Here is a 24,430-nt window from a genome sequence, read left to right on the forward strand (position 1 = left end):
GATGTCGGCACAAATCGTGCAGCGCTTCGGGCAACGGTCCACAGGGGCCGGCAGTGATCAACAGGACGTCAATCCATCGATCGACAAGAGGACGACAATCATGCGTAGTTCGAAACTTTTCGCGACAATCATTGCGCTTACGGCCTCCACTCCCGTGCTCGCCGACGACATCAAGGTCGGCGTCGGCATCTCCGGATGGACCGGCTTCGCACCGCTGACGCTGGCGAAGGAAGCCGGCATCTTCAAGAAGAACGGCCTCGACGTCACCATCAAGAAGATTCCGCAGAAGGACCGCCATCTCGCGATCGCCTCCGGTGACGTCCAGTGCGCGGCGACCACCGTCGAGACCTGGATCTCCTGGAACGCCAACGGCGTCGCGACCAAGCAGATCTTCCAGCTCGACAAGAGCTTTGGTGCCGACGGCATGGCCGTGCGCAACGATCTCGCCGCGATCAAGGACCTGAAGGGCAAGACGGTTGCTGCTTCCGCGCCCGGCACCTCGCCCTATTTCGCGCTGGCCTGGATGCTCAAGAAGAACGGCTTGTCGGTGAAGGACGTCACCGTCGTGAACCTCGAGCCGGCCGCTGCCGCTCAAGCCTTCGTCTCCGGCCAGAACGACGCCGCGATGACCTACGAGCCGTATCTGTCGACGGTTCGTGCCGCGCCCGACAAGGGCAAGATCATCGCGACCACGCTCGACTACCCGATCGTCATGGACACGTTCGGCTGCACGCCGAAATTCCTCACCGAGAACCCCAAAGCGGCCAAGGCGCTAGCCGACAGCTATTTCGAGGCCCTCCACATGATCGCCAAGGATCAGGCCAAGGCCTACGAGATCATGGGCGCCGACGTGAAGCAGAGCGGCGAGGCGTTCGGCAACTCGGCAAAGTATCTGCGCTGGCAGGACAAGGCCGCGAACCAGAAATTCTTCGCCGGCGATTTCCTGACCTTCAACAAGGAGGCCGCCGACCTCTTGCTTGAGATCGGCATCATCAAGGCCGCGCCGAAGGTGGAGGACCTCTTCGACGCGAGCTACATCAAGTAAACCTCCCAGGAGCCGCCGGCCCCGTCTCTCGGCGGGGCCGGTAAACTTGTTCACCGCTCGGATAGACCATTGATGCGTCCCCTCGATCCCGTGACGTCAAAGCAGCGCGTGGCTTACGGCCTTGCGTTCTTCGTGGTGTTCGTTGCCCTCTGGTCCTGGGCGACCTTCGGCGGCCACGTGTCGAAAGTGTTCCTCGCCAACCCGCTCACCATGGTGCAGGAAGGCGTCGATCTGATCGCCAAACAGGGCTTCCTGTTCGATATCGGCATGACGATCTGGCGCGTCGTCGGCGGCTTCGCGCTGGCCGCAATCATCGCGGTGCCGTTCGGCGTGGTGATGGGCGCGTACAAGCCGGTCGAGGCTTTCCTCGAGCCTTTCGTTTCCTTTGCACGCTATCTGCCGGCGTCCGCGTTCATCCCGCTTCTGATCCTGTGGGCCGGCATCGGCGAACTGCAAAAGCTGCTCGTCATCTTCATCGGCTCGGTGTTCCAGATCATCCTGATGATCGCGGTGACCGTCGGCACGACGCGGCGCGATCTGGTCGAGGCGGCCTATACGTTAGGGGCCAGCGACCGCGGCATCATCCGCCGCGTGCTGTTGCCCTCCTCCGCACCGGAGATCGCCGAGATCCTGCGGCTGGTGCTGGGCTGGGCCTGGACCTATGTCATCGTCGCCGAACTGATCGGCTCCTCCTCCGGCATCGGCCACATGATCACCGACAGCCAGGCGCTGCTCAACACCGGCCAGATCATCTTCGGCATCATCGTGATCGGACTGATCGGCCTCGTCTCGGACTTCCTGTTCAAGGCGTTCAACGCGTGGCTGTTTCCCTGGAGGCTCGCATGACGACCCTCAAGATCGAACAGGTCTCGCGAACCTTTCCCGCGCGCCACGGCAACGCACCGACCAGGGCGCTGGAGCCGACCGATCTTGTGATCGGCAACAACGACTTCGTCACTATCCTCGGCCCCTCCGGCTGCGGCAAGTCCACGCTGCTTCGCATCGTCGCCGGCCTCGATCGCCCGACCGGCGGACGTGTGGTGCTCGACGGACGCGAGGTGACCGGCCCGGGTGCCGACCGCGGCATGGTGTTCCAGTCCTACACGCTGTTTCCCTGGCTGACGGTACGCGAGAACATCGCGTTCGGCCTGCGCGAGCGTGGCGTGTCCGAGGCGGAGCGCCACAAGATCGCCGATACCTTCATCCGCCAGGTCGGGCTGTCCGGTTTCGAGAACCATTGGCCGAAACAGCTCTCCGGCGGCATGCAGCAGCGCACCGCGATCGCCCGTGCGCTCGCCAACGATCCGAAGATCCTGCTGCTCGACGAGCCCTTCGGCGCGCTCGACAACCAGACCCGCGCCTTGATGCAGGAAATGCTGCTCGGGATTTGGGAGCGCGACCAGAAGACCGTGCTGTTCGTGACCCACGACATCGAGGAAGCGATCTTCCTCGGCAGCCGCGTCATCGTCATGAGCGCACGCCCCGGCCGCATCAAGGCCGAGATCAATGTGGACCTGCCGCATCCGCGCTCCTACAAGATCAAGACCACGCCCGAATTCGTCCAGCTGAAGGAACGGCTGGTCGAGGAGATCCGTACCGAGGCGCTGAAGGTTGCCGAACATGCCTGACACTTTCTCGCGCGCAAACGGCGAACGCGTTCTCGCCGACCTCAATGCGCTCCGCGCCATCGGAGCCTACAAGACCGGGGTGCACAAGCCGACCTTCTCCGAGCCGCACAGGCTTTCGCTGGACTGGCTGGTGCAGAAGCTGCCCGACGCGGGCCTCACCGCCGCCATTGACGGCATCGGCAATGTCTTCGGCAGCAGCGCAAAGCGCGGACCCAAGCTGCTGGCGGGATCGCACCTGGAAAGCCAGAACTACGCCGGCTGGCTCGACGGCCCGCTCGGTGTCGTCTACGCGCTCGAAGCGGCCCGCGTGCTCAATGCCGATCCCTCGTTCAGCGGCGCGGTCGAAGTTGCCGCCTGGTGCGACGAGGAAGGACACTTCGGGCACTTCCTCGGTTCGCGCTCCTATGTCGGGCAAGTGACCGAGGCCGATATTGACGCGGCTCGCGACCGCACCAGTGGCCGCACCATGCGGGACGCGCTCGCCGACATGGGGTTCGCTGGACGATCGCGCGCTACCGCAGAGCCGGGTCGGCACGTCGGATATCTGGAAGCGCATATCGAACAGGGCGACACGCTCGAAAGCGGACGCCTTGCGGTCGGCGTCGTGACCTCCATCGTCGGCATCTGGCAATACCAGATCAATTTTGTCGGCGAGCAGAATCACGCCGGCACCACGCGCATGGCAGCGCGGAAGGATGCGGGCCTCGCGCTCGCAAAATTCTGCGTGGCCATCGACGGGCGTTTTCCTGCCGCGTGCGGTCCACGCACGGTCTGGACCACCGGCCGCATCACACTCGATCCCGGCGCGCCCAGCATCATTCCGGGCGGAGCCGAGATGCTGTTCCAGATCCGCGACGATGATCCTACCGTCATCGCGCGGCTGGAGCAGCTGCTGCGGAGCATGGCGGATGAGGCCAGCGCGAACGGCCCCTGCACCGTCACCGCGGAAAAGCTGCGCACCGGCGCGCCCGCCATGATGAACCCCGGCATTCAGGACGCGATCGAAGCGGCGAGCAAGGCGCTGGCCGACGGACGGTCCGTCCGCATGCCAAGCGGCGCCGGCCACGACGCGCAGATGCTTGCGACCGTCATGCCCGCAGGCATGTTGTTCGTACCGTCGATCGGCGGCATCAGCCATCACTGGACCGAGAACACCGCCGACGCTGACATCGTCACGGGCGCGCAGGTGTTTGTCGACGCTTGCCGGAGGATACTCGGCGGCTAGAACGACGTGCCGCCGCCCACTCTCATGTCCCGGACGCGCCGCAGCTCTTGCGCTGCTGCGCAGAGCCGCGACCCAGGGCGACACGGATTGCTCGGAGACATGGGCCCCGGCTCTGCAGCGCACCGTCGAAGGGACGCTGCGCTGCGTCCGGGGCACAGGAGCGGTTCTTCTTCGCATTCATCTTTGCCTTCCAGTCACACCTTCGCAGCCTCGCGGCGCAATTCGCCCGAGCTTTGCTTGGTCGCTTCACCCTCTTGTCCAGGAGGGCGCAGGGAAGGCCGGGTGCCGGCTGGCACCTGCGGTCCGCCGCGCGAAAATGTAGCGCAAAAGAACCGCACAGCAGCATACAGGTGTAGCCAATCACTCGGCCTTCCCTGCGCAGTGGCTTTACGGCTTATGCCGTGCTCTCCCGGGAGCCGAGTTCGTTTTGGCCTCCCTCACCCCAGCGAAAGTCGCGACGCCGCGCCGGTTGACGCAAGTGCCGCATCCGCAAAGGCTTGACCGTAGCAACGACGGCCAGGACCACACGGTTTTGCCGTACGCACGGTTCGCTGCTCGCCGCATTATCTCCCGGCGTTGTCGACATTGCCGGAAGAATGCTGGCGAGACGAACCTGACAGCGCCGCTCGTCGACACGAAGCCTCGGGCTCACGGAGAGCAATCCGCCCTGCCCGCACTTTCGCGCCCGACGCTGTCGCGTCCACCGCAAGCCCGGCTCGCGAAACGTGACGACACAAGATCGCCCCTCTTGGTCGAGCCGGGATGGGCGACACATACGCCAAAACCGAATTTCGGTAAAGTGGAATATTTCTGCGCAGAGGGGTTGACGGGGCGGCGAAACAGGGCACAAAGCCTTGCGCGTCCACTTGCAGCTGGCGATGGCTGCCTGCGACAATTCGGGCACGCTGCGGACATAAAGGCGCGGCAATCGCAGGGCTTGTCGATTCACCCCCGCCCCGCTTCCCCCGGAGTTCCCATGCCTTCTGCCGACACGCCGGCGACACGCCTTGCGACCAGGCTTGCCTTCCTCGTCGCGGGCTTCGGCATCGCGTGCTGGGCACCGCTGGTACCGTTCGCGAAGGCGCGGCTCGCCGTCGATGACGGCATCCTCGGACTGCTCCTGCTCAGCCTCGGCATCGGCTCGGTCGTCGCGATGCTCCTGACCGGCATCATGAGCGCACGCCATGGCAGCAAGCCGATCATCATTGCGGGCGGGCTCGGTCTCGCTTTCGTCCTGCCCCTGCTGGCAATCGCGAGCGCGCCCGCGACGTTGGCGCTGGCACTGTTCGCATTCGGCGCCGCGCTCGGCTCCATCGACGTCGCCATGAACATCCACGCGGTGGAGGTGGAACGCGCCGCGGGACGTCCGCTGATGTCCGGCTTCCACGCGCTGTTCAGCATCGGCGGCTTTGCCGGAGCCGCGCTGATGACCGCGCTGCTCTCGCTGGGACTCGGTGCGCTCGCTTGCACGCTGATCTGCTCCATCCTGATGCTGATCGCAATGCTGGCGACCTGGCCGCGCCTGCTTCGCTCCGTGCAGGTGCAGGGGGGCCCTCTGTTCGTGCTGCCGCATGGCTCCGTGCTCCTGCTCGCGCTGCTTTGCGCCATCACCTTCCTCGTCGAAGGCGCGATGCTCGATTGGGGCGCGCTACTCGTCATCGGCGCGGGCCTCGTCTCCGAAGCGCAAGGCGGGATCGGCTACATCGTGTTCTCGATCGCAATGACGATGGGGCGGCTCGGCGGCGACGCCGTCGTCGCGCGCATCGGAGACCGCACGACATTGGTCTGGGGCAGCCTCATTGCGATCGCGGGCTTCGCGGTCCTGCTCACGGCTCCCGTAGCAGTGGTCGGCGTCGGCGGCTTCCTGCTGATCGGCCTCGGCGCATCAAACCTCGTGCCGGTGCTGTTCCGCCGGGCGGCGAGGCAGAAGGTGATGCCCACGGGGCTCGCCGTCGCGGCGATCACGACCGCCGGCTACGCCGGCGTCCTCGTCGGTCCCGCCGGTGTCGGGTTCGTCGCACGTCTTGGCGGATTGCCGATGGCGTTCTGGCTCCTGGCTGCGCTGATGGGCCTCGTCACGCTGTCGGCGCGCATTGTTACGCGCGCAGACGGCTGAGCGGCCTCACAAATTGCTCAGCCCGATCGATTTGATCACGGGCGCCAGGCTTGCGGATGTGGCCTCGACGATGCGCTGGAATTTATCGGGGCTTGAATCGTTGTCCGGCTCCATGCCCTGGGCGCGATAGCTCGCCAGAAGCGCCGGATCGGACATGCCCAGCCGCGTGGCCTGCGCGATCCGGTCGATGATGGCATCGTCGGTGTGCTTGGGTGCAAAGATGCCGAACCATCCCTCATAGCGGAGATCCGGCATGCCGGATTCGACGGCAGTCGGAATCTCCGGTGCACCGCTCAGCCGCCTTTCGGTGGTGACCGCCAGCAGCCTGACCTTCCCGGCCTCGCTCAGCTCCTTCAATTGGACGGACATCACGCCAATGATGAGCGAGATCTGGCCGCTGACGAGGTCGTTGGCCGCCTGCGACATCCCCCGATAGGGCACGTGGACGATATCCAATGCGCCCGCCTGCTGCTTGAAGGATTCGCCGACCAGATGGTTTCCGGTGGCGATGCCGGGCGTCCCGTAGGACAGCTTTCCCAGATTGGCCTTTGCGTAGGCGATCAACTCGCGCAGATTTGCGGCAGGCAACGACGGATGGACGGCGAAGACCAGCGCAGTGCTGATCAGACGGTAGATGGCGCGGAAATCGTCAACGGAATAGCCGGGATTTGCCGAGGTCAGGGGAATGATGACCTGCGTGCTGCCGTTGCCGAGCAGCAGCGAGTAGCCGTCGGGCTCCTCGCGCGCAACCGCGGCAGTCCCGATCGCGCCGCCGGCACCGCCGATATAGTCGACGAAGGTCGGCCCGAGCAGCGATGACATCTTGTCGACCCAGGGACGCCCGATCTGGTCCCCCGCTCCGCCGGCCCCGTACGGATGCACGAGACGAATGGGACGAGACGGGTAGTCGGCGGCTTGTCCGCTGCGGGGAAGCGCAGCTAGCGCTGCTGCGCCCGGTAACGCATGCACGAATTGTCGCCGCGTGAAGGAAGGCATGTTCAAATTCCGGAAGTCGGCAGTCAATGTGTGGCGGGACCGGCTCCCGGCCCTGCCATCGCAGCAATCCGCGCCCACAGTCAATGCGACATCCGGATCAGCCCCGGCATCATGGCATAGTCACGTGGGCCTAACTCTTTGCTTTGCAAGCATTATTTTGGCACTACAGCCCACCTAAACCGTCCGCGCAGGGCTTTCAGCCCTGCCCACTGCTTTCCGCCGGTTTACTGTACGCCTCGTTCTGATAGATCAGAAAGAAATACCTTTTGACTCCCTTCGAGGGGGCGATGGCGCGTGCCAGATCGTAACGAAGACTCGGCCATTTCCTTTGGGCCATTTCGACTGTTTCCGAAGTCCCGGCTCTTGGAGAAGGAGGGCTCGCCGCTTCATGTCGGCGGCCGCGCGCTCGACATTCTGATCTTTCTTGCCGGACGCCCCGGTGAAGTCGTCGACAAGAGAGAGCTGGTCAAGCGCATTTGGGCTGACGTCAATGTCGACGAGGGCAGCCTGCGCTTCCATATCGCGGCGCTGCGCAAGGCGCTCGGCGACACCGGCAAGTCGGCCCGTTATGTCGTCAACGTGCCCGGCCGTGGCTATTGCTTTGTCGCCTCGTTCGCTCAACCGGCCCCGCCGGCCGCCCCTCGCCCGGCCGAAATCGCTGCTCCCCGCTCTCTGCCTGCTCAGCTTACCAAGATGGTCGGCCGGGAAGACGTCATCGAGAAAATCTCGAACGGACTTTCGCTCTATCGCTTCATGACCGTGGTCGGACCGGGCGGCATCGGCAAGACCGCGGTCGCCGTCACCGTCGGGCATCGCCGCTCCCAGGATTTCGGCGGACGTGTCTTCTTTGTCGATTTCGGCCCGCTGAGGGATGCCAGCCACATCGCTACCACCATTGCTTCGGCGCTCGGACTGACCATCAGTGCGGAGGATCCGACGCCGGCCCTGCTGACATTTCTGAAGACCGGCCCGGCCCTGCTGATCTTCGACAGTTGCGAACATGTGCTGGATAATCTGGCGCCGCTGGTCGAGCGCATCGTTCGCGAGGCGCCGCAGCTTCGTGTTCTCGCAACCAGCCGCGAATCGTTCCGGAGCGAAGGCGAGCGGATTTTCCGGCTATTCCCGCTGGATTGTCCGCCCGAGCGCGAAGGGCTTGCTGTCGCCGAGGTGCTTGCCTACCCCGCCGCTCAACTCTTCGTGGAGCGTATCGCGCAGAGTTCGGGTCCGTTCCAGCTCAGCGCGGAAGAGGCGCCCCTCGTCGCAAACATCTGCCGGCGTCTCGACGGCATCGCGCTGGCGATCGAGCTCGCGGCGGGCCGCGTCAATGCTTACGGCATCGCCGGCACGGCATCCCTGCTCGACAGCCGCTTTTCGCTGCAATGGCGCGGGCGGCGCACCGCCGTGCCGCGGCACCAGACCCTCGCCGCGGCTCTCGACTGGAGCTACGATCTTCTGCCCGCTGCGGAGAGCGCTACGCTACGACGCCTGTCGGTCTTCGCCGGACCTTTCGCGCCGGAGGCGGCTGCCGCCGTCGCGTCCGGTGACGGCGTCACCGCATCGGAGACTCTCGAAGCGATCGACAGCCTGGTGACCAAGTCGCTGATCTCGCCGTCCGGCTCGCGGACGCTGCGTTATCGCCTGCTCGACACCACGCGCACCTATGCGCACGGAAAACTCAACGAGCTCGGCGAAACCAGGCAGTTCGCGCGCCGCCACGCCGAACATTTTCGCGATTTCTTCGGGCGCGCGGAGGCCGACAATTCGACGCCGCTGCCCGAATGGCTGAGCATCTATGGCGCGGAGCTGGATAATGTGCGCGCGGCGTTGGACTGGGCCTTCGGGCCCGACGGCGAGGCGACACTCGGTATCGCGCTGACGGCGGCCGCGGTCACGCTGTGGGTGCGTCTCTCCCTGTTCGCCGAATGCCGTGAGCGCAGCAGAACGGCGCTCGCAGCGCTCGGAGACACCGCCGAGGACAACCGCATCCGCATGCAGCTCCTGTCGGCGCTCGGCTGGTCGCTGATGTATGGCGAGGGCCGCGCGCGCGAGGCGCGGCCGATCCTCGAGACGACCCTCGAGCTGGCCGACAGGCTCGACGACAAGGATTTCCGGCTACGCGCGCTCTGGGGCTTGTGCATCGACCAGTTCAACAACGGACAGTTCGGCAAGGCCCGTACGCTCGCCGATCGCTTTGCGAACGCCGCGGCGAACTCGCCCGACAGGACCGATGTCATGCTGGGTGATCGGCTGACGGCCGTCGCGCTGCACTATCTCGGGGACCAGAACGAGGCACGGCTGCGCATCGACCGGGTCAATGCATCGCTGCATGTGCTGGCGGAGAAGCCGAAAATCTTCCCGCTCGACCTCAGGATATCCACGCAATATTTTCGGGCCCGCATTCTGTGGCTTCAGGGCCTGGCCGATCAGGCCCAGGCTCTCACCGCCAGAAACATCGAGGAAGGCCGCGCCAACGGCCACGCGCTGACCTTCTGTAGCGTGTTGGGACAGGCCGCCTGCCCGATCACGTACTGGGCCGGCGATTTCGACGCCGCGGAGCGTCACGGCACTGAGCTGCTCGAACATACCGATCGCCACGCGATCCGGCTGTGGGGGCTGTGGGCACGTGCCTTCAACGCCGCGGTTATCGTCAAGCGAGGCGACGTCGCGACGGGACTGCCGCTGTTGAGTGAAGAGCTCAATCGCGCCGGCGATGCGCGCTTCCTGCCACGGTTTCTTCCCCTGCTCGGCGAGCTCGCCGCATGCTTTTTGGAGGCCGACCAGGTCGATCGCGGCCTCGACGTGATCGAGGATGTCCTGACCCGCTGCAACAACCGGCAGGAACTCTGGTATCTGCCGGAGCTGACCCGTATCAAGGGTGAATTGATGCTCAGGAGCGCGCGGTACGCAGGGGACGCCGAGGCCCATTTTCGCGAGGCCATGGGCATTGCCGTCCAGCAAGGCGCGCGCTTCTGGGAGCTGCGATGCGCGATCAGCCTCGGGCGAACCATGGTCGGGGCCGGCCAGAGCGCGAACGCTCTGGCCGTTCTCGACAATGTCCGCGGGGCCTTTGCCGAGGGCTCAGACTTCGCCGATATGCGCATCGCGCGCGACCTGATCGCGCAATTGCGAACCTGACCGTACGCGCTGACTGCGCTACGACGGGCTCAGCTTCCCGCAGCCGTCGCGCGCCGCGGCAGCTTCCAGTCGGGCCGGATGAAATGGCAGGTGTAGCCGTCAGGGTAACGTTCGAGATAATCCTGATGCTCCGGCTCGGCTTCCCAGAAATCTCCGGCCGGCGCGAGCTCCGTCACCACCTTGCCGGGCCACAAGCCGGACGCCTCGACGTCAGCAATCGCGTCTTCAGCGGTCCGCTTCTGTTCGTCGCTCGTATAAAAGATCGCCGAGCGGTAGCTCGTGCCCAAATCGTTGCCCTGACGGTTGAGCGTGGTCGGATCGTGGATCTGGAAGAAGAACTCCAGCATGGTCCGGAAGCTGGTCTTGGCGGGATCGAAGACGATCTCGATCGCTTCGGCATGTCCTTCGTGATTGCGGTAGGTGGCGTTCTTCACCGCGCCGCCGGTGTAGCCGACGCGAGTCGAGATCACGCCGGGCTGCCTGCGGATCAGATCCTGCATGCCCCAGAAGCAACCTCCGGCCAAAACTGCGCGTTCCGTTGTCATATCCCCACTCCCAATTGATCCGTCTGTCCGTTCTGCATCCGTCGCATCCTATGCTTTTGGCGGCCCAGCCGAAAGCCGGGCATTTGTCCATCCGGTTCCTCTCGTGGAGGCCAAGGCTTCGACGAGCTCAGCTTCCCAACCAGAACCAGATGGACATAAATTGAGCGCGCCCTACGTCAGTTTGGCGTCGAGCGTGATCTCGGCGTTGAGCACCTTCGATACCGGACAGTTCTTCTCGGCCTCTCCGGCGATGCGGGCAAAGTCCGCCTCGTTGAGGTTCGGCACTTTCGCGCGCAGCGACAGGGCCGACTTGCCAATCTTGAAGCCTTTGCCTTCGGGCTCGAGCGTGACCGCGGCTTCTGTCGAGAGTTCGTCCGGCGTGAAGCCGGCGAGTTGCAGGCCGAAGGCCAGAGCCATGGTGAAACAGCCGGCATGGGCCGCCGCGATCAATTCCTCGGGATTGGTGCCCTTCTCGCTCTCGAAGCGGGTCTTGAACGAATAGGGCGTCTCGGCGAGCACGCCGGATTCGCTCGATAGCTGACCAGTGCCATCGCGGCCGGTGCCCTTCCAAACTGCTTTTGCCTTGCGGATCATGTCATCTCTCCTTGCTTGGTTTGGCTCCGGCGCTCCGCACCGGAGGAAGGCGACATTGGCATTACCGCCTGTCGCTTCTCCAACCGGTCGAGCGCCGCAGCGGTTCCGTCACAGCCCCGTTCCGATGGAATCGGAACGGGGCTCTGGATTATTGTTTTGGCGCGTTTTCTTGACGCGAACCGGTATCCACTTCGCTCGAAAACGCTTTAGCTGCCGATCTGTCCGACGTGGAAGCCCAGCCTGTTCTCGACGTCACCGGCGCGGTGGAAACCGCGCGACATCAGTGCCTTGATGCGGGTCTGGCTCGCGGGGCGGCTGAGCGAAGCCAGGAACGCGTCCCATTCCGGCTTGATCTCGACATCCGGCGGCAGGCTCGCGACGTCGACGAGGCGCTTGGTCTCGGCAATGGCCTCCTTGTCAAAGGACGCGATGCGCATGGCCAGCGCTTCGACGAAGCCGTCGAGCTCGGCATCCGGCAACGACCGGTTCACATAGCCGTAACGTTCGGCGAGATCGCCGTGGATGTCGTCGGCGCCCAGCAGGACTTCGAGCGCGCGGCCACGGCCCATCAGGCGCGGCAGCCGCGCCATCGGCCCGCCGCCAGGCACGAGGCCCGCGCCAACTTCCCATTGCGACAAGATCGCCTTCTGGCGGCTGGCAAAGCGCATGTCGCTCGCGAGCGCCAGCTCGCTGCCGACGCCGGTCGCGCGGCCCCTGATCGAGGCAATCGAGACCACCGGCGCGCGGCTGAGACGCACCAGCATATCAGGCAATGCCTCGAGGCCGGTCGGCCCGGGCGGGATATTCAAGGAATCCTCCAGCGGCGCGAGGAAGTCGTAATGCGTGATGAAGAAGCCTTCGACGGCGCTGTCGAACACCACGACCTTCACGTCGGGATCGGTCTCGATCTCAGTGATGATGTCGCCCAGCCGCGGGAGCTGCTTCGGGCCGAAAATATTCACAGGCGGCATGTCGAAGGTGACGCGCCAGTAGGACGGCAAGCGGCGCTCCAGGCGGATCTCGTCGGTCGTGAAATTTCGTTCGGGACGTTTCATGATCGTGATTCCTGATGTTGGGGCAAGCAGGGACGCGCGGAATGCGCGTCCCTGCTCGTTTCAGATCGACTGACGTAGCGGGCGGAACGCGGTGCGCATTTCTGCAGAGAACAGCACGGGCTGCTCCCAGGCCGCGAAGTGGCCGCCCTTGTCGAGGCGGTTGTAGTGCATCAGCTTCGGATAGGCCTTTTCCGTCCAGCTGCGCGGCGCGGCGTAGATCTCGTCCGGGAAGACGCTGACGGCGACCGGGATCTTCACGTGCTTCGGCTCGAAGAACACCAGCTTGTTCTCCCAGTACAGTCGCGCCGACGAGACCGCGGTGTTGGTGAGCCAGTAGAGCGTGATGTTGTCGATCACGTCGTCTCGCGACAGCCCTTCCGTCTTGCCGTCGAACACTCGCGCGATCATCGCAGTGCTGCGCGCATCGTGATCGAGCATCCAGGATGCGAGACCTGCCGGCGAATCCACCAGGCCATAGAGCGTCTGGGGCCGGTTCGCCATCTCGATCGCATAGCCGAGACCGTGCTTGTAGAAATCGTCGAGCTGATCGTAAGCATAGCGTTCGTCGGCCGAGAGGTTGGACGGCCGCGATCCGCCGGGCTGAAGCGCTTTGGCGATCTCGTCAGGAACCGTCGCGGGCATGTTCGTGTGAATACCAAGCAACTCCGGCGGCGCGATCACCGCCATCTGCTCTGTGATCGCGTTGCCCCAATCGCCGCCCTGGGCCACGTAGCGGGTGTAGCCAAGGCGCTTCATCAGCACGATCCAGGCGCGCGCGACGCGCTGCGGGTCCCAGCCCAGTTCCGTCGGCTTGCCGGAGAAACCGTGCCCGGGCAGCGAAGGGATCACCAAATCGAAGGCGTCCGCCGCCTTCGCGCCATGTGCGGTGGGATCGGTGAGCGGGCCGACGATCTTCATCTGCTCGATGATCGAGCCCGGCCAGCCATGCGTGACGATCATCGGCAGCGCGTTTTCATGGCGGGAGCGCACGTGAATGAAGTGGATGTCGACGCCGTCGATCTCGGTGACGAATTGCGGCAAGGCGTTCAGCCGCGCTTCCATCTTGCGCCAGTCGTAACCGTCCTGCCAGTAGCGCACGAGCTGCTGCACCGTCGTCAGCTGCACGCCCTGCGACTGGTCGGCGACGATCTCGCGGTCGGGCCAGCGCGTTGCGGCGAGGCGACGACGGAGGTCCAGCAGATCCTCCTCGGGCACGTTGACCTGGAACGGGCGGATGGCGCCGCTTGCAGCAGCCTTCGCCGGATGCAGCGGCAGCAAGCTCGATACGCTTGCGGCAACAGCGGTCATCGCGGCCTGCGTCAGCAGTTGACGGCGGTCGGGATTGAGAATGTCGGTGCGTGCTTGGTTGGTCATATTGGATCTCCCTTGCTGTGGTCGGTGACGCTGACCGAATTCAAATCGACGCGTCGGTTCGTTGTGCACACAGTGACCCAGGCACCGGCCATTTGCTCGTTATGGATTGTTAGAGAGCGTTAGCCGTTGCGAGTCCGCGCGATGCAAGGCGGGCGAAGACGACGATACGCGCAAGACCAATGCGACACGGCGCGCGACGACCAGGTCATCGCGCACAGTGTCGGCCAAACCAGGAGCTACGTTCGCTGCAACTCAGGACGGTAGCGGCTCGCCGGCCTGTTCGCGGACGACATAGTCGGCGTACCAATCGGCCCAGTTCGCGTCGTGCCCGCCGGTCCGCTTTTCGTGCTCGCCATGGGCCGCCGCCGCGCGGCGCAGTGCCGCGGCCAGCGCAGCCTGCGAAGCGAATGTCGTGCCGTCGCCCGCGACGCGTCCGGGCAGGCGCGTGGTGATCTCCTGAAACAGCCAGCCATTGCCGTCGGGATCGCTGAACGCGGCAAATGAGCTGTAGCTGCCGCGCTTCGGGTCAGCACCGTTGACCCGAACGCTGCCGAACAAATATGGCTCGTCGTGGCCGGCGTGAATATCGCCGGCACTGTGGAATGGAGCACTGATCTCGATGCCGCGGTCGAGCAGATCCTGTCGGGCCGCCTCCAGATCGGAGACGATCAGGTACAGGCCCCGCACCGAACCGGGCGCCGCCGCCGTCACGTTCCTGCCGAAGATCACCGAGCAGGCCGATCCCGGCGGCGTGAACTGGATCACGCGCCAGTCATCGCTGGAGGCAAAATCGGCGTCCAGTCGCCAGCCGAGACGCGTGTAAAACGCCTTGGCGCGGTCGACATCCGACACGGGGATCACGACCACCTCGAGCCTCATATCAACGCCGCGCGATTCAGAACCCTTGGCCGCGGCGTCGCGTTCGATTTCCCTAGTAGCCATGTTCGAACTCCCTGAGTTGAATTTAAAACGAGCTTCAAGCGGCGATCGGCATCACGATGGTCACGCGTGTGCCGCCCTCTCCCGCCTCGCCGTGCAGGCGGGCGCGGATGCTGCGTGCGAGTCCTTCGAGAATCCGGCTGCCGGTGCCCTGAAGCGGCCCGGTCGCGCCGATTCCATTATCGGCCACCGTGCAGAACCAGGCGCCGTCGCGAACGACCATGTCGATGCGGATCAGTGCATCCTTCTTGTTGGTGAAGGCATGCTTTGCCGCATTCGTCACCAGCTCCGTCAGCATCAGCGCGAGCCTATGACATTGCGATGCGGGCAGCGTGCCGCTTGCAATGGCAGCCTCGCAGCGGATGCCCGCCGGCTCCAGCACGGCCTCGGAAATCGCTGCGCACAGGTTTTCGAAGAAGGCCCCGACCGCGATCGCCGTATGCTCGCCATTGTCGGACAAGAGTTGATAGAGCCTGCCGAAGGCGACGATGCGCCGCTCGAGCCGGTCCGCGGCAAGCGACACGTCCCGGGTGCCTGCCCGCGTGAAATCGCGGCGAACTGACGCACCCAGCAGTGTCAGCGTGTTCTTCATCCGATGGTGGGATTCCCGCAGCACCAGTTCCCAGTCACGCGACTGATCCTCAAGGCTGGCGACAAATTGAGATTGAACGACATGGTCGTTCGGCCGAGCACCGATACCGGACATCATAGCCTCCCCGTTGCAAATAGCGCTTAACTCGGAGGCCATACTGGATGCAGTTCGCGCGCTTTGCTCGTTAGACGTTGCAAGTTTTTGTTATGATCGGCGGTACGACGGTCGGACTCCGAACTGTCAGTTCGGCGGCCAAGCACGCTGCCGAATTGTCCCGATCACTTCGCAAATGCTGCGTTTGAGCAAAATTTGCTACGGATTGTCGCGCAACCGGCCAATTGCAGCCGCCACGCGATTTCGCCACTTTCGATCAGTTTACTCAGGGTTCCGTTCTGGTAGATCTCAAAGTGCGGATATCAGCCCCTTTCACTGGAATCATTGGCCCGTGCCGGACACTAACGATCAGGATTCGGCCATTGCTTTCGGTCCATTCCGGCTGTTCGCAAAGTCGCGGCTGCTCGAGAAGGACGGCGCCCCGGTTCACCTCGGCGGCCGTGCGCTCGACATCCTGGTTTTTCTCGCCGAGCGCGCCGGCGAGGTGGTGGACAAGCGGGAGTTGATCAAGCGCATCTGGGCCGACGTGAACGTCGATGAAGGCAGCCTGCGCTTCCACATCACGACGCTGCGCAAGGCGTTGGGCGATGCCGGCGAAGGCGCCCGCTACGTCGTCAACGTCCCCGGACGCGGTTATTGTTTCGCGGCCCCGCTGCTCCGGGCTGCCCCGTTGGAGAGCCGGATCAGCCTGCCCGCGGCTTCACCTCGCTCACTGCCCTCGCCGCTCGCGAAAATGATCGGGCGGAACGATGCGGTCGAGAGAATTTCCGCCGAGCTGGCGCAGCATCGTTTCGTCACCATCGTCGGCCCAGGCGGGATCGGCAAGACCTCGGTCGCACTGGCCGTCGCGCATGGCGAGCTCCCGGCGTTCGACAGCCAGGTGTGTTTCGTCGATTTCGGCGCACTGACGGAGGCCCGGCTCGTTCCCGGAACGATTGCGGCCGCACTGGGCCTGACCGTCAATTCCGACGACCCGAGGCCCGGGCTGCTGACGTTCCTGCGCAGCCGGCGGATGCTGCTGGTCTTCGACAGCTGCGAGCACATCCTCGACGACCTCGCCCCCCTGGCCGAGCGCATCGTGCGGGAAGCGCCCGAGCTGCATATTCTCGCCACCAGCCGCGAATCCTTCCGCACTGAAGGTGAGCGGGTCCATCGGCTGTTTCCGCTGGATTGCCCGCCACAGCGCGACGGACTCGGTATCGCCGATATCCTTGCCTATCCTGCAAGCCAGCTCTTCGTGGAGCGCATTGCCGAGAGCATGGGCGATTTCGAGCTCAGCGAGGAAGATGCGCCGCTCGTTGCCGATATCTGCCGGCGGCTGGACGGCATTGCGCTCGCGATCGAGCTCGCGGCCGGGCGTGTGAACGCCTATGGCATTGCCGGAACAGCCTCGCTGCTGGACAGCCGCTTCTCGCTGCTGTGGCGCGGGCGGCGCACCGCTGTCCCGCGGCACCAGACCCTGAGCGCAGCGCTCGCCTGGAGCTACGATTTGCTGCCGGCAGCCGAAAGCGCAACGCTGCGTGGATTGTCGGTGTTCGTCGGGCCGTTCACCCTGGAAGCCGCGCTTGCGGTCGCCTCCTGTCAGGGCATCGGCGAGCCGGAAGCCGTCGAGGCGGTCTCGAATCTGCTCTCCAAATCGTTGATCGCGACCTCGCCTGCGGAGCGGCGGCTGCGCTATCGCCTGCTGGACACGACGCGCGCCTTCGTCGCGGACAAGCTTGTCGAGAACGGGGAAGCTGGCGGCGCCGCACGCGGCCACGCCGAATATTACCGCGACTTCCTGCGCGACATTGCGCTCAAACCACGCACTCCACGGGCATGCAGACGGCGGGCGGCTTCCTTCCCTATGCCGACCACCTGCCCAATGTCCGGGCGGCACTGACCTGGAGTTTTTCCGAGGGCGGAGACCGAACGATCGGCGTGGATCTGGCAGCGTCGGCGGCCCAGTTCTTCCTCGAACTGACATTGCTGACGGAGTGCTATCGCTGGACGCAGCAGGCACTTGTCCCTCTCGATACGAATTCGATCGACAGCCGCCATGAAATGACGTTGCAGGCCGCGCTCGGCGTCTCCGCGATGTTCACGCAGGGCAACACCGAAACGGTCCGGTCGGCATTCACGCGCAGTCTCCAGCTTGCCCGGGAGCTCGAGGATTTGCATTGGCAGCTCTGGCTGCTGCGCGGATTGCACATCTACCTGACCAGGGTCGGAGATTTTCACGGCGCGCTCGGGACCGGCGAACAGAGCGAAAGCGTCGCGCGGAAGCTGAACGATTCCGCCAGCACGCTGAACGTCGAATGGATGCTGGGCGTCGCACATCATTTGATCGGCAACCAGGACAAGGCGGTGCAGTTCTGCGAGAGCGCGATGGTGCACAATCCCGGCTCGCAGCGGCTGAATATCGGGCATCTCGGCTATGACGACCGCATTGTCGCACTGGTGGCGCTGGCGCGCGGGCTTTGGCTCACAGGCCGGCCCGATCGTGCGATCGAGGCGGCCAGATACACCGTTCGCGAGGCCGAGTTGCTCGAACAGCCGCTCACTCTCGGTATTTCCCTGATCTGGACGATCTACGTGTTCCTCTGGGTCGGCGATTGGGCCAATGCCGAAATCCTGATCGAGCGGCTGATCGAGCATTCCGCGCGGCACTTCCTCGGCCCCTATCACGCCGTCGGCATCGGCCAGAAGGGTGAGCTGCTGCTTCGCCGCGGCGACGTCGCGGGCGGCATCGAGCACCTTCGACGCAGCCAGGCCACGCTGTACGCGACGCGACACCGGATCATGACGACGGTGTTTGCGACGGCGCTCGCCGAGGGCCTCGCCTCCCAGAACCGGGCCGGCGAAGCGTTGCAGACGATCAACGAGGCCATCGCCCAGATCCCCGATCACGGCGAATCCTTCGACATGCCGGAGATGCTCAGGATCAAGGGCGACATCCTTGCGCGGTCGGGTAACGCTGCGGAGGCCGAGAGCTATCTGGACAAATCGCTCGATCTCGCGCGGCGGCAAGGCGCGGTCGGCTGGGAGCTCCGCGGAGCGATCAGCCTCGGCCGCCTCTGGGAGGCGGCCGGCAAGGCCGTCGACGCACGCGCCCTGCTCACCCCTCTCGTCGCGCGGTACCAGGAGGGCCTCCAGAGCCGCGATCTGGTCGCCGCGAGGGAGCTCCTGGGCGGCCTGAATTGAGAGTATCTTCAACGGGATACCGCAAGAATATCCGCTCGCAACTCCTAACAACTTCTAACATGCCAAGCCGCGTCCGCCCCGCCATGGTGGTGGCACTTCATGGTGGATATGGCGGGACATGGCGCTTCTTGACGATGTGATTGATGCCAGCGGCGGTTTGGCCCGCTGGAACAGCTTGAACCGGTTTACGCTCCACCTTTCCGTCAGCGGAACGCTGTTCTCCAACGCAGGACATGCCAGGGAATTCAAAGACGTGACGGCGGAAGGTTCGACCCGGACGCAATCGGTCCGCTTTACCGGCATCACCGGCGGCGAACACTCCGGATCCTTTCAACCCGATGCGATCACGATCGAGAGCCTGGAGGGTGAGGTGCTGCGGACCTGGCGTAACCCGAGCCTTGCGTTCACCGAGGTCGGCTCGCCTGCGCTTGCGGACGAACTGCACCTCGTCTTCTTCTGCGGCGTCGCGATCTGGAATTATCTGACCAATCCATTCCTGCTCGCCCATCCCGATGTGGTGGTGGAGGAACTGCCACGGTGGCAGGAGAACACGGAGTCGTGGCGGCGGCTGCGGGCGCAGTTCCCGCCGAGCCTGATCACGCTCGCGCCCGAGCAGATCTTCTATTTCGACGAGAACGCGTTGCAACGGCGAAACGATCACGATCTGTTCGGGATGAAAGTCGCGCATTATTCCTGGGCTCATGACAGCTTCGGCGGCATCGTGGTGCCGACGCTTCGACGTGCGCAGACGCTGCGGCCCGACGGAACCGTGGTCGCCAAGCCCGTGCTGATGGACGTCGAGATCTTCGACGCCGTTTTCGAGTAGCGGCCCGCGCGACATCGAGTCGTTCTTTGCCGCCAGCAAGCATGTGGCGATCGTCTGTCATTCGCCAGCGGCGCTGCACCACGTCAAGACGCCGGACGGCAAGCCGCTGGTCGAGGGCAACGAGGTGACCGGCTTCACCAACGGCGAAGAAGAGGCGGTCGGCCTCACCAAGGTGGTGCCGTTCCTGGTCGAAGACGAGATGCTGCGCCTCGGCGCCACCTTCGAAGAGGGCCAACTGGACGCCGCGCGTCGTCAACGACGGCCTCCGGATCACGGGCCAGAACCCGCACTCGTCGGGTCCGAGCGCGAACGCGCCGCTCGCCGCCTTGAAGGGCAAGCCGATCGCGCGTGCTTCAGGCAGCAGGCTCGTTCAGCATGCGCTGTGCCGCCCTGAGATCGGCGGTTTCGAACCCTTCCGAGAACCGGGCATAGGTTTTGGCGAGCTGTTCGAGGGAATTCTGCACACCCTGCCGAACCCGATGCCGCGCCAGCGACATCCGGCTCGCAATCTCCGGGACAATGCGCCCTGCTGTTCGGCGAGCTCAACCGACGCGACAAGATCCGCATCGGCAGCTTCGAGATTGCCGCCAACGGCCTCGAGCTCTCCCCGCAGACGGAGCAGTTCGGGCATGTCGAAGGCGCCACCCTCCTGCCCGACCCGTGCAATGGTTTCGTGCAGTACCTGAACGGTGGCCTCCGCTCTCCAGAGTTGGGGCGGGGCTGCGCGAATATCTGACAAATTGTACAAAACAGCGCTTCCTGCGACGAGCTGCCGCACACCTGATGCGCCCCCACAAAAACTAACAGATCCTAATCACCCCTAACGGGCTTCCTGGCCAGCTCACGCCTATCCTCTCAACATGGAAAACGTGGGTTTGGCGCGCTTGCTGGTCGCAAGCAGCGGCAAACCCGGGAGAGGACGAGCGATGTTGACCAATTTGCAGGCGGCGCATTCCTGGATCGATTTTGCGGCCAGCCCGGAGGATCGCGAGATCCCTCGAGCAACCCAGGCGATCACTCGGGAGAGCCATTGGCGTCAGATCGATCGCGGCCCCGAGGCTGCCGTCGAGGACGTCGCGATCTCGCGATGGGAAGACGCGCGGAGCACGTCGTCACACGACGCGACGACACCTCAGGATTGTTATTTCGTCGGCATCGCCCTGAAGACGACACGCGCCAAATTGACCCGGGATCGCCAGATCATTTTCGATGGCACCATGCCTGCGGGCACGCTGTATCTCACCGCGCCGTCGAAGCGTCTCGGCGTGCAATTCCAGTCGCCCTGCGCCTTCCTGCACTTTCACATCTCCACGGATCATTTTCCGGCGCAATTTTCCGGGACCGACGGACTGAATGACCTCGTCCTGTTGCGCGACCCGCTCGCTGCGGAGCTTGCCAAGACACTAATCGAACACGGCGACGCCGCGGACCACCAGTTTACGCGCTGCATCGGCCAGACCCTTGCGATGCATCTCACCCGATTGGAATCGCCGCGCGCCAGGATCAATGCCTTGCCGAAATGGCGGCTGCGGCGCGTCGAGCAATATGTCGCCGATCATTTCCACCGCCGCATCAGCCTGTCCGAGCTCGCCGATGTCGCCGGCCTGTCAAGAATGCACTTCGCGGCGCAATTCCGCGCTGCGACCGGTTACCGTCCCCGCGAGTATCTGCTCAATCACCGGGTCGAGCATGCCAAGACGCTGCTCGCGACCACAGAGCGGCCGCTGGCCGAGATCGCGCTTGCCGTCGGCTTCAGCACGCAGGCGCATTTTTCGACCGTCTTCAAGCGCATCAGCGATCAGTCTCCGGCACGCTGGCGCCTCGCCAGCAAGGGACAACGGCACGAGATGCAAGCGCTGCCGCCGCGCCGTCGTTCTCTGGAGAGCGACTGGATCAGCGCAGCCGCGTAACGCACAGGCTCGCGCCCTCCTCCTCCCGGGCCCGCGAGTCACTCGGGGCCGCCCCTGCACCCACACAGGGCGGCCTCTTTTTCTTCATGGACCTACACCGGATCGAACGCCCGGATCGGGGGCAGATTGCCGGTGAACTTCTCGACCTCGACCGTCGTGAGCTGGCCGGTGCAGCCCTGCGCGAAGGACGAGGTGCCGATGTCGCGGGTAAGAACGTTCGGGTTGCCGTGCACGCAGAGCGGCGCGTCGTCTTCGGGGTCCATCGGGTCGTACCAGGCGCCGGTCGGGAGCTGCACGATTCCCGGCGCGATTTCGTCGGTGACGTGGACCGCGGCGAGACAGGCGCCGCGTTCGTTGAACAGACGGATGATGTCGCCGTCCTTGATAGCGCGCGCGTCGGCGTCGCGCGGATTCATGCGCGCGACCTCGCGGCCGCGATGTTTTGCGGCAAGCGAATGTCCGCCGAAATCGAGCTGGCTGTGCAGGCGCGTCACCGGCTGGTTGGCGACCAGGAAGCACGGTGCGCCGGGCGTCGGCATATCGGTCTTGTCGAGCCAGACCGGATGACCGGGACAATCCGCATCGCCATGGCCCGCGATCTTTTGCGAGAATATCTCGATGCGGCCGCTCGGCGTCGGCAGAGCGTGATTGACGGGATCGTCGCGGAAGCGGCGCAGCCGGCCGCCGTCGTCGGGCTGCTGCGGCACGACCAGGCTGCCGCGCTGCCAGAATTCTTCGAAGCTCGGGGCCTGCAAACCACGCGCTTCGAGCGAAGCACGGGTCGGCTCATAAAGATATTCGAGCCACTGACGCGATGTACGCCCCTCGGTGAAGGGTTCGCGCGCGCCGAGCCGGTCGGCGAGATCGGCAAAGATCTCGTAGTCGTCACGCGCAAGGCCGAACGGCTCGGCGATCCGGTGCATCGCGACCATCAGGGGATCGTTGCTGGAATATCCGATGTCTTCGCGCTCGAGCGTCATCGTCGAGGGCAGCACGATATCGGCATGCCGGGCCGTGGCAGTCCAGGCGAGCTCGTGCACGACCAGCGTGTCGACTTTCGCAAACGCCTTGCGCAGGCGGTTGATATCCTGGTGGTGATGGAAGGGATTGCCGCCAGCCCAGTAGACGAGGCGGATGTCCGGATAGGTGCGCGTCTCGCCATTGTAGCGATAGGTGCTTCCAGGGTTGAGCAGCATGTCGGCGATGCGCGCCACCGGAATGAAATCGCGGACAGCGTTGCGGCCCTGCCCCAGCGTCGGCCCCGGCACGTCGTTGACGCGGCGGCCGTAATAACCGATCGCACCCAACGAATAGGCGTAGCCGCCGCCGGGAAGGCCGATCTGGCCGAGCGCCGCCGCCAGCACCATGCCCATCCACACCGGCTGCTCGCCATGCTCGGCGCGCTGGAGCGAATGGGAGACGGTGATGAGCGCGCGCTTGCCGGCGAGCCGGCGCGCGAGCTGCCGAATCCTGTCCGCATCCACGCCGCAGATCGCTGCGGCCCATTCGGCGTCCTTGGCTTGGCCGTCGCTATCGCCAGTGAGATAGCGCAGGAAGACGGGCCAGCCCTCGGTGTAGCGATCGAGGAAACCCTGGTCGTGGAGGTTTTCCGCGACCAGGGTATGAACAATGCCGAGCATCAGCGCGGTGTCGGTGCCGGGCACGCATGTCATCCATTCGGCGCCGGCCTCGACAGGCAGGTCTTCACGCAACGGACTGACCAGGATGAACTCGCAGCCGCGCCGGTGCGCAGCCTCCATCGCGCCGCGCTCGACATGCTTGCTGATCGAACCGCCGGCGACCATCGAGTTCTTCAGCGCCATGCCGCCGAACGCCAGCACGATCTCGGTGTCGGCAGCGATCTGCTCCCAGGTGACGTTGCGCTTGGTGATGTCCTCGTAGCCGCAGAGGATCTGCGGCAGCAGCACCGAGGACGCGCCGGAGGAATAGGAATTCACCGAACGCACATAGCCGCCCAAGGCGATGTTGAGGAAGCGATGCACCTGGCTCTGGGCGTGGTGGAAGCGGCCCGCGCTCGACCAGCCATAGGAGCCGCCGAACACCGCGCCGGGGCCGCGCGTGTCACGGATGCGTGCCAGCTCGTCGCCGAGCAGATCGAGCGCCTTCTCCCAGCTGACGGAGACGAATTCGTCGCGGCCGCGCCGATCGTCGGGACCGGGACCGCGTTCGAGCCAGCCGCGGCGGATCGCGGGTTGGGTGATGCGGGCCTGGTGGCGCAGCGCGCCGGGAAAATTGTCGATGATGCCGTTCGGATCGGGATCACCCGCATAGGCCCTGACCTCGAGCCCGGCTTCGCTTTGCCGCGCCGAGAACACGCCCCAATGCGAAGTGTGCGGCTTGAAGCCGTCGGACAGGTCGAGGCCGGGGTCGGGGAAGCCAATCGTATCGTCCATCGTCTGATCCTTGTTCCGGGCGTGGCACGGTCCCGGCCCGTCCCGTGTCAATTCGGTTGGCAGTATAACGATCCGTTTCCCGATGTCGTCGGGATCAGGGTCGGCGGAAATGCCGGGCGCTCGTGCAAGGACGGCTTGGCGGACGTTCGAGGGAACGACCGGCGGCGATTTGTTGGCCAGTTTTCTACTTTTATTTTCAACGCCTTACCAAGCCTTATTCGAGCAGTGCAATTCGTCTTAGGAAGCACTGCGAAATCTCTTGCAACGACAGTGACATTGAAATGTGCGATATGCCGCCCATCCCACAGCAACATCGGTCTCATCATGATCAAGCGCGTCTTGCCCTACGAAGGTCTGCTCCACGAAGCGGTCGAGCATAATGGCGTGCTTTACATCGGTGGGATCGTCCCCGAGGACACGAGCCTCGATATGTCGGGCCAGGCGAACGACGTGCTCGGGCAGCTGGCGCAGCTACTCAAGACCCTCGGATCCGATCTGACCAACGTCTTGCAGGTGACCATCTACATGACCAACCTCAAGGAGAAGGCAGAGTTCAATGCGACCTGGAAGGCGCATTTTGCAGAAGCTCATCTGCCGGCGCGCGCCGCAATCGGCGTGGCCGATCTCGGTCCGGGCGTCAGACTCGAGATCACGGCCATCGCCGCTCGACAATAGTCGCGCGCCGAGGCCCGAATTCAGATGACCTTCAGCTGCGCGAGGCGCGCAACAGCCCCTCGAA

General features: G+C 64.6%; 17 protein-coding genes and 2 pseudogenes. 11 read left to right on the plus strand and 8 right to left on the minus strand.

The features are described from left to right. Positions 1–100 precede the first annotated feature (100 nt). The 5 genes from ACVWW3_RS18725 to ACVWW3_RS18745 all read left to right on the plus strand — a co-directional run bounded on the left by ACVWW3_RS18725 (position 101) and on the right by ACVWW3_RS18745 (position 6,014). Entirely contained in the window at positions 101–1,045 is a 945-nt protein-coding gene (locus ACVWW3_RS18725; protein ID WP_456649065.1) for an ABC transporter substrate-binding protein, read from the plus strand. A 72-nt stretch (positions 1,046–1,117) separates the two neighbouring features. Beyond that, positions 1,118–1,891, plus strand: coding sequence for an ABC transporter permease (locus ACVWW3_RS18730; protein WP_247349666.1), 774 nt, complete (start codon positions 1,118–1,120; stop codon positions 1,889–1,891). Further along, positions 1,888–2,673 carry an ABC transporter ATP-binding protein gene (locus ACVWW3_RS18735; RefSeq protein WP_456649064.1) on the plus strand — a complete coding sequence of 262 codons (786 nt, stop codon included), beginning with the start codon at positions 1,888–1,890 and terminating at the stop codon, positions 2,671–2,673. Before ACVWW3_RS18730 ends, ACVWW3_RS18735 begins: the two co-directional genes overlap by 4 nt. After that, the gene (locus ACVWW3_RS18740) at positions 2,666–3,898 is read left to right on the plus strand and encodes a hydantoinase/carbamoylase family amidase (protein ID WP_456649063.1); all 1,233 of its coding nucleotides are present in this window, start codon (positions 2,666–2,668) and stop codon (positions 3,896–3,898) included. The genes ACVWW3_RS18735 and ACVWW3_RS18740 overlap by 8 nt, the downstream gene beginning before the upstream one ends. Before the next feature lie 976 nt (positions 3,899–4,874). Then, positions 4,875–6,014, plus strand: coding sequence for an MFS transporter (locus ACVWW3_RS18745; protein ID WP_456649062.1), 1,140 nt, complete (start codon positions 4,875–4,877; stop codon positions 6,012–6,014). A 6-nt stretch (positions 6,015–6,020) separates the two neighbouring features. On the opposite strand, the gene ACVWW3_RS18750 is transcribed toward ACVWW3_RS18745, so the two are convergent. Further along, on the minus strand, positions 6,021–7,010 hold the full coding sequence (locus ACVWW3_RS18750; RefSeq protein ID WP_456649061.1) for a Bug family tripartite tricarboxylate transporter substrate binding protein: 990 nt from the start codon (positions 7,008–7,010) through the stop codon (positions 6,021–6,023). A 294-nt stretch (positions 7,011–7,304) separates the two neighbouring features. Here ACVWW3_RS18750 and ACVWW3_RS18755 point away from each other — a divergent pair, with 294 nt between their 5' ends. Continuing rightward, positions 7,305–10,145 (plus strand): ATP-binding protein, encoded by a 2,841-nt coding sequence (locus tag ACVWW3_RS18755; RefSeq protein ID WP_456672050.1) that lies wholly within the window; start codon positions 7,305–7,307, stop codon positions 10,143–10,145. Positions 10,146–10,174: 29 nt separating this feature from the next. Here the strand turns inward: ACVWW3_RS18755 and msrA are convergent, their stop codons facing one another. The 6 genes from msrA to ACVWW3_RS18785 all read right to left on the minus strand — a co-directional run bounded on the left by msrA (position 10,175) and on the right by ACVWW3_RS18785 (position 15,358). After that, the gene (gene msrA / locus ACVWW3_RS18760; protein ID WP_456649060.1) at positions 10,175–10,690 is read right to left on the minus strand and encodes a peptide-methionine (S)-S-oxide reductase MsrA; all 516 of its coding nucleotides are present in this window, start codon (positions 10,688–10,690) and stop codon (positions 10,175–10,177) included. Between the two features lie 171 nt (positions 10,691–10,861). Beyond that, positions 10,862–11,284: an OsmC family protein gene (locus tag ACVWW3_RS18765; protein WP_456649059.1), complete on the minus strand. Its 423-nt coding sequence runs from the start codon at positions 11,282–11,284 to the stop codon at positions 10,862–10,864. Positions 11,285–11,490: 206 nt separating this feature from the next. Beyond that, entirely contained in the window at positions 11,491–12,339 is an 849-nt protein-coding gene (locus tag ACVWW3_RS18770) for an enoyl-CoA hydratase/isomerase family protein (RefSeq protein ID WP_456649058.1), read from the minus strand. Positions 12,340–12,399: 60 nt separating this feature from the next. After that, positions 12,400–13,713: an epoxide hydrolase family protein gene (locus ACVWW3_RS18775; protein ID WP_456649057.1), complete on the minus strand. Its 1,314-nt coding sequence runs from the start codon at positions 13,711–13,713 to the stop codon at positions 12,400–12,402. 252 nt (positions 13,714–13,965) lie between these two features. Then, the gene (locus tag ACVWW3_RS18780; RefSeq protein WP_456649056.1) at positions 13,966–14,655 is read right to left on the minus strand and encodes a VOC family protein; all 690 of its coding nucleotides are present in this window, start codon (positions 14,653–14,655) and stop codon (positions 13,966–13,968) included. Between the two features lie 34 nt (positions 14,656–14,689). Further along, positions 14,690–15,358, minus strand: coding sequence for a sensor histidine kinase (locus tag ACVWW3_RS18785; protein ID WP_456649055.1), 669 nt, complete (start codon positions 15,356–15,358; stop codon positions 14,690–14,692). A 331-nt stretch (positions 15,359–15,689) separates the two neighbouring features. Here ACVWW3_RS18785 and ACVWW3_RS18790 point away from each other — a divergent pair. The 4 genes and pseudogenes from ACVWW3_RS18790 (at position 15,690) to ACVWW3_RS18805 (ending at position 21,277) form a co-directional block, all read left to right on the plus strand. Next, positions 15,690–18,541, plus strand: a pseudogene (locus ACVWW3_RS18790) (ATP-binding protein). Positions 18,542–18,659: 118 nt separating this feature from the next. After that, complete coding sequence (locus tag ACVWW3_RS18795) at positions 18,660–19,367, plus strand: hypothetical protein (protein ID WP_456649053.1); 708 nt, start codon at positions 18,660–18,662, stop codon at positions 19,365–19,367. 13 nt (positions 19,368–19,380) lie between these two features. Beyond that, positions 19,381–19,705, plus strand: a pseudogene (locus ACVWW3_RS18800) (type 1 glutamine amidotransferase domain-containing protein); the annotation flags it as partial. 588 nt (positions 19,706–20,293) lie between these two features. Then, a complete protein-coding gene (locus ACVWW3_RS18805) occupies positions 20,294–21,277 on the plus strand; it encodes a helix-turn-helix domain-containing protein (RefSeq protein ID WP_456649052.1) in 984 nt (327 codons plus the stop codon). A 92-nt stretch (positions 21,278–21,369) separates the two neighbouring features. Here ACVWW3_RS18805 and ACVWW3_RS18810 read toward each other — a convergent pair whose 3' ends face one another. After that, positions 21,370–23,691 (minus strand): molybdopterin guanine dinucleotide-containing S/N-oxide reductase, encoded by a 2,322-nt coding sequence (locus tag ACVWW3_RS18810; RefSeq protein ID WP_456649051.1) that lies wholly within the window; start codon positions 23,689–23,691, stop codon positions 21,370–21,372. 324 nt (positions 23,692–24,015) lie between these two features. On the opposite strand from ACVWW3_RS18810, the gene ACVWW3_RS18815 reads away from it, so the two are divergent. Next, positions 24,016–24,366 carry a RidA family protein gene (locus tag ACVWW3_RS18815; protein ID WP_456649050.1) on the plus strand — a complete coding sequence of 117 codons (351 nt, stop codon included), beginning with the start codon at positions 24,016–24,018 and terminating at the stop codon, positions 24,364–24,366. Positions 24,367–24,430 lie beyond the last annotated feature (64 nt).

The sequence above is a fragment of the Bradyrhizobium sp. LM2.9 genome, assembly GCF_054056555.1.

Coding starts and splice junctions, on each gene's coding strand:
- ACVWW3_RS18725 (WP_456649065.1), top strand. CDS start 101: ATGCGTAGTTCGAAACTTTTCGCGACAATCATTGCGCTTACGGCCTCC.
- ACVWW3_RS18730 (WP_247349666.1), top strand. CDS start 1,118: ATGCGTCCCCTCGATCCCGTGACGTCAAAGCAGCGCGTGGCTTACGGC.
- ACVWW3_RS18735 (WP_456649064.1), top strand. CDS start 1,888: ATGACGACCCTCAAGATCGAACAGGTCTCGCGAACCTTTCCCGCGCGC.
- ACVWW3_RS18740 (WP_456649063.1), top strand. CDS start 2,666: ATGCCTGACACTTTCTCGCGCGCAAACGGCGAACGCGTTCTCGCCGAC.
- ACVWW3_RS18745 (WP_456649062.1), top strand. CDS start 4,875: ATGCCTTCTGCCGACACGCCGGCGACACGCCTTGCGACCAGGCTTGCC.
- ACVWW3_RS18750 (WP_456649061.1), bottom strand. CDS start 7,010: ATGCCTTCCTTCACGCGGCGACAATTCGTGCATGCGTTACCGGGCGCA.
- msrA (WP_456649060.1), bottom strand. CDS start 10,690: ATGACAACGGAACGCGCAGTTTTGGCCGGAGGTTGCTTCTGGGGCATG.
- ACVWW3_RS18765 (WP_456649059.1), bottom strand. CDS start 11,284: ATGATCCGCAAGGCAAAAGCAGTTTGGAAGGGCACCGGCCGCGATGGC.
- ACVWW3_RS18770 (WP_456649058.1), bottom strand. CDS start 12,339: ATGAAACGTCCCGAACGAAATTTCACGACCGACGAGATCCGCCTGGAG.
- ACVWW3_RS18775 (WP_456649057.1), bottom strand. CDS start 13,713: ATGACCAACCAAGCACGCACCGACATTCTCAATCCCGACCGCCGTCAA.
- ACVWW3_RS18780 (WP_456649056.1), bottom strand. CDS start 14,655: ATGGCTACTAGGGAAATCGAACGCGACGCCGCGGCCAAGGGTTCTGAA.
- ACVWW3_RS18785 (WP_456649055.1), bottom strand. CDS start 15,358: ATGTCCGGTATCGGTGCTCGGCCGAACGACCATGTCGTTCAATCTCAA.
- ACVWW3_RS18795 (WP_456649053.1), top strand. CDS start 18,660: ATGGCGCTTCTTGACGATGTGATTGATGCCAGCGGCGGTTTGGCCCGC.
- ACVWW3_RS18805 (WP_456649052.1), top strand. CDS start 20,294: ATGTTGACCAATTTGCAGGCGGCGCATTCCTGGATCGATTTTGCGGCC.
- ACVWW3_RS18810 (WP_456649051.1), bottom strand. CDS start 23,691: ATGGACGATACGATTGGCTTCCCCGACCCCGGCCTCGACCTGTCCGAC.
- ACVWW3_RS18815 (WP_456649050.1), top strand. CDS start 24,016: ATGATCAAGCGCGTCTTGCCCTACGAAGGTCTGCTCCACGAAGCGGTC.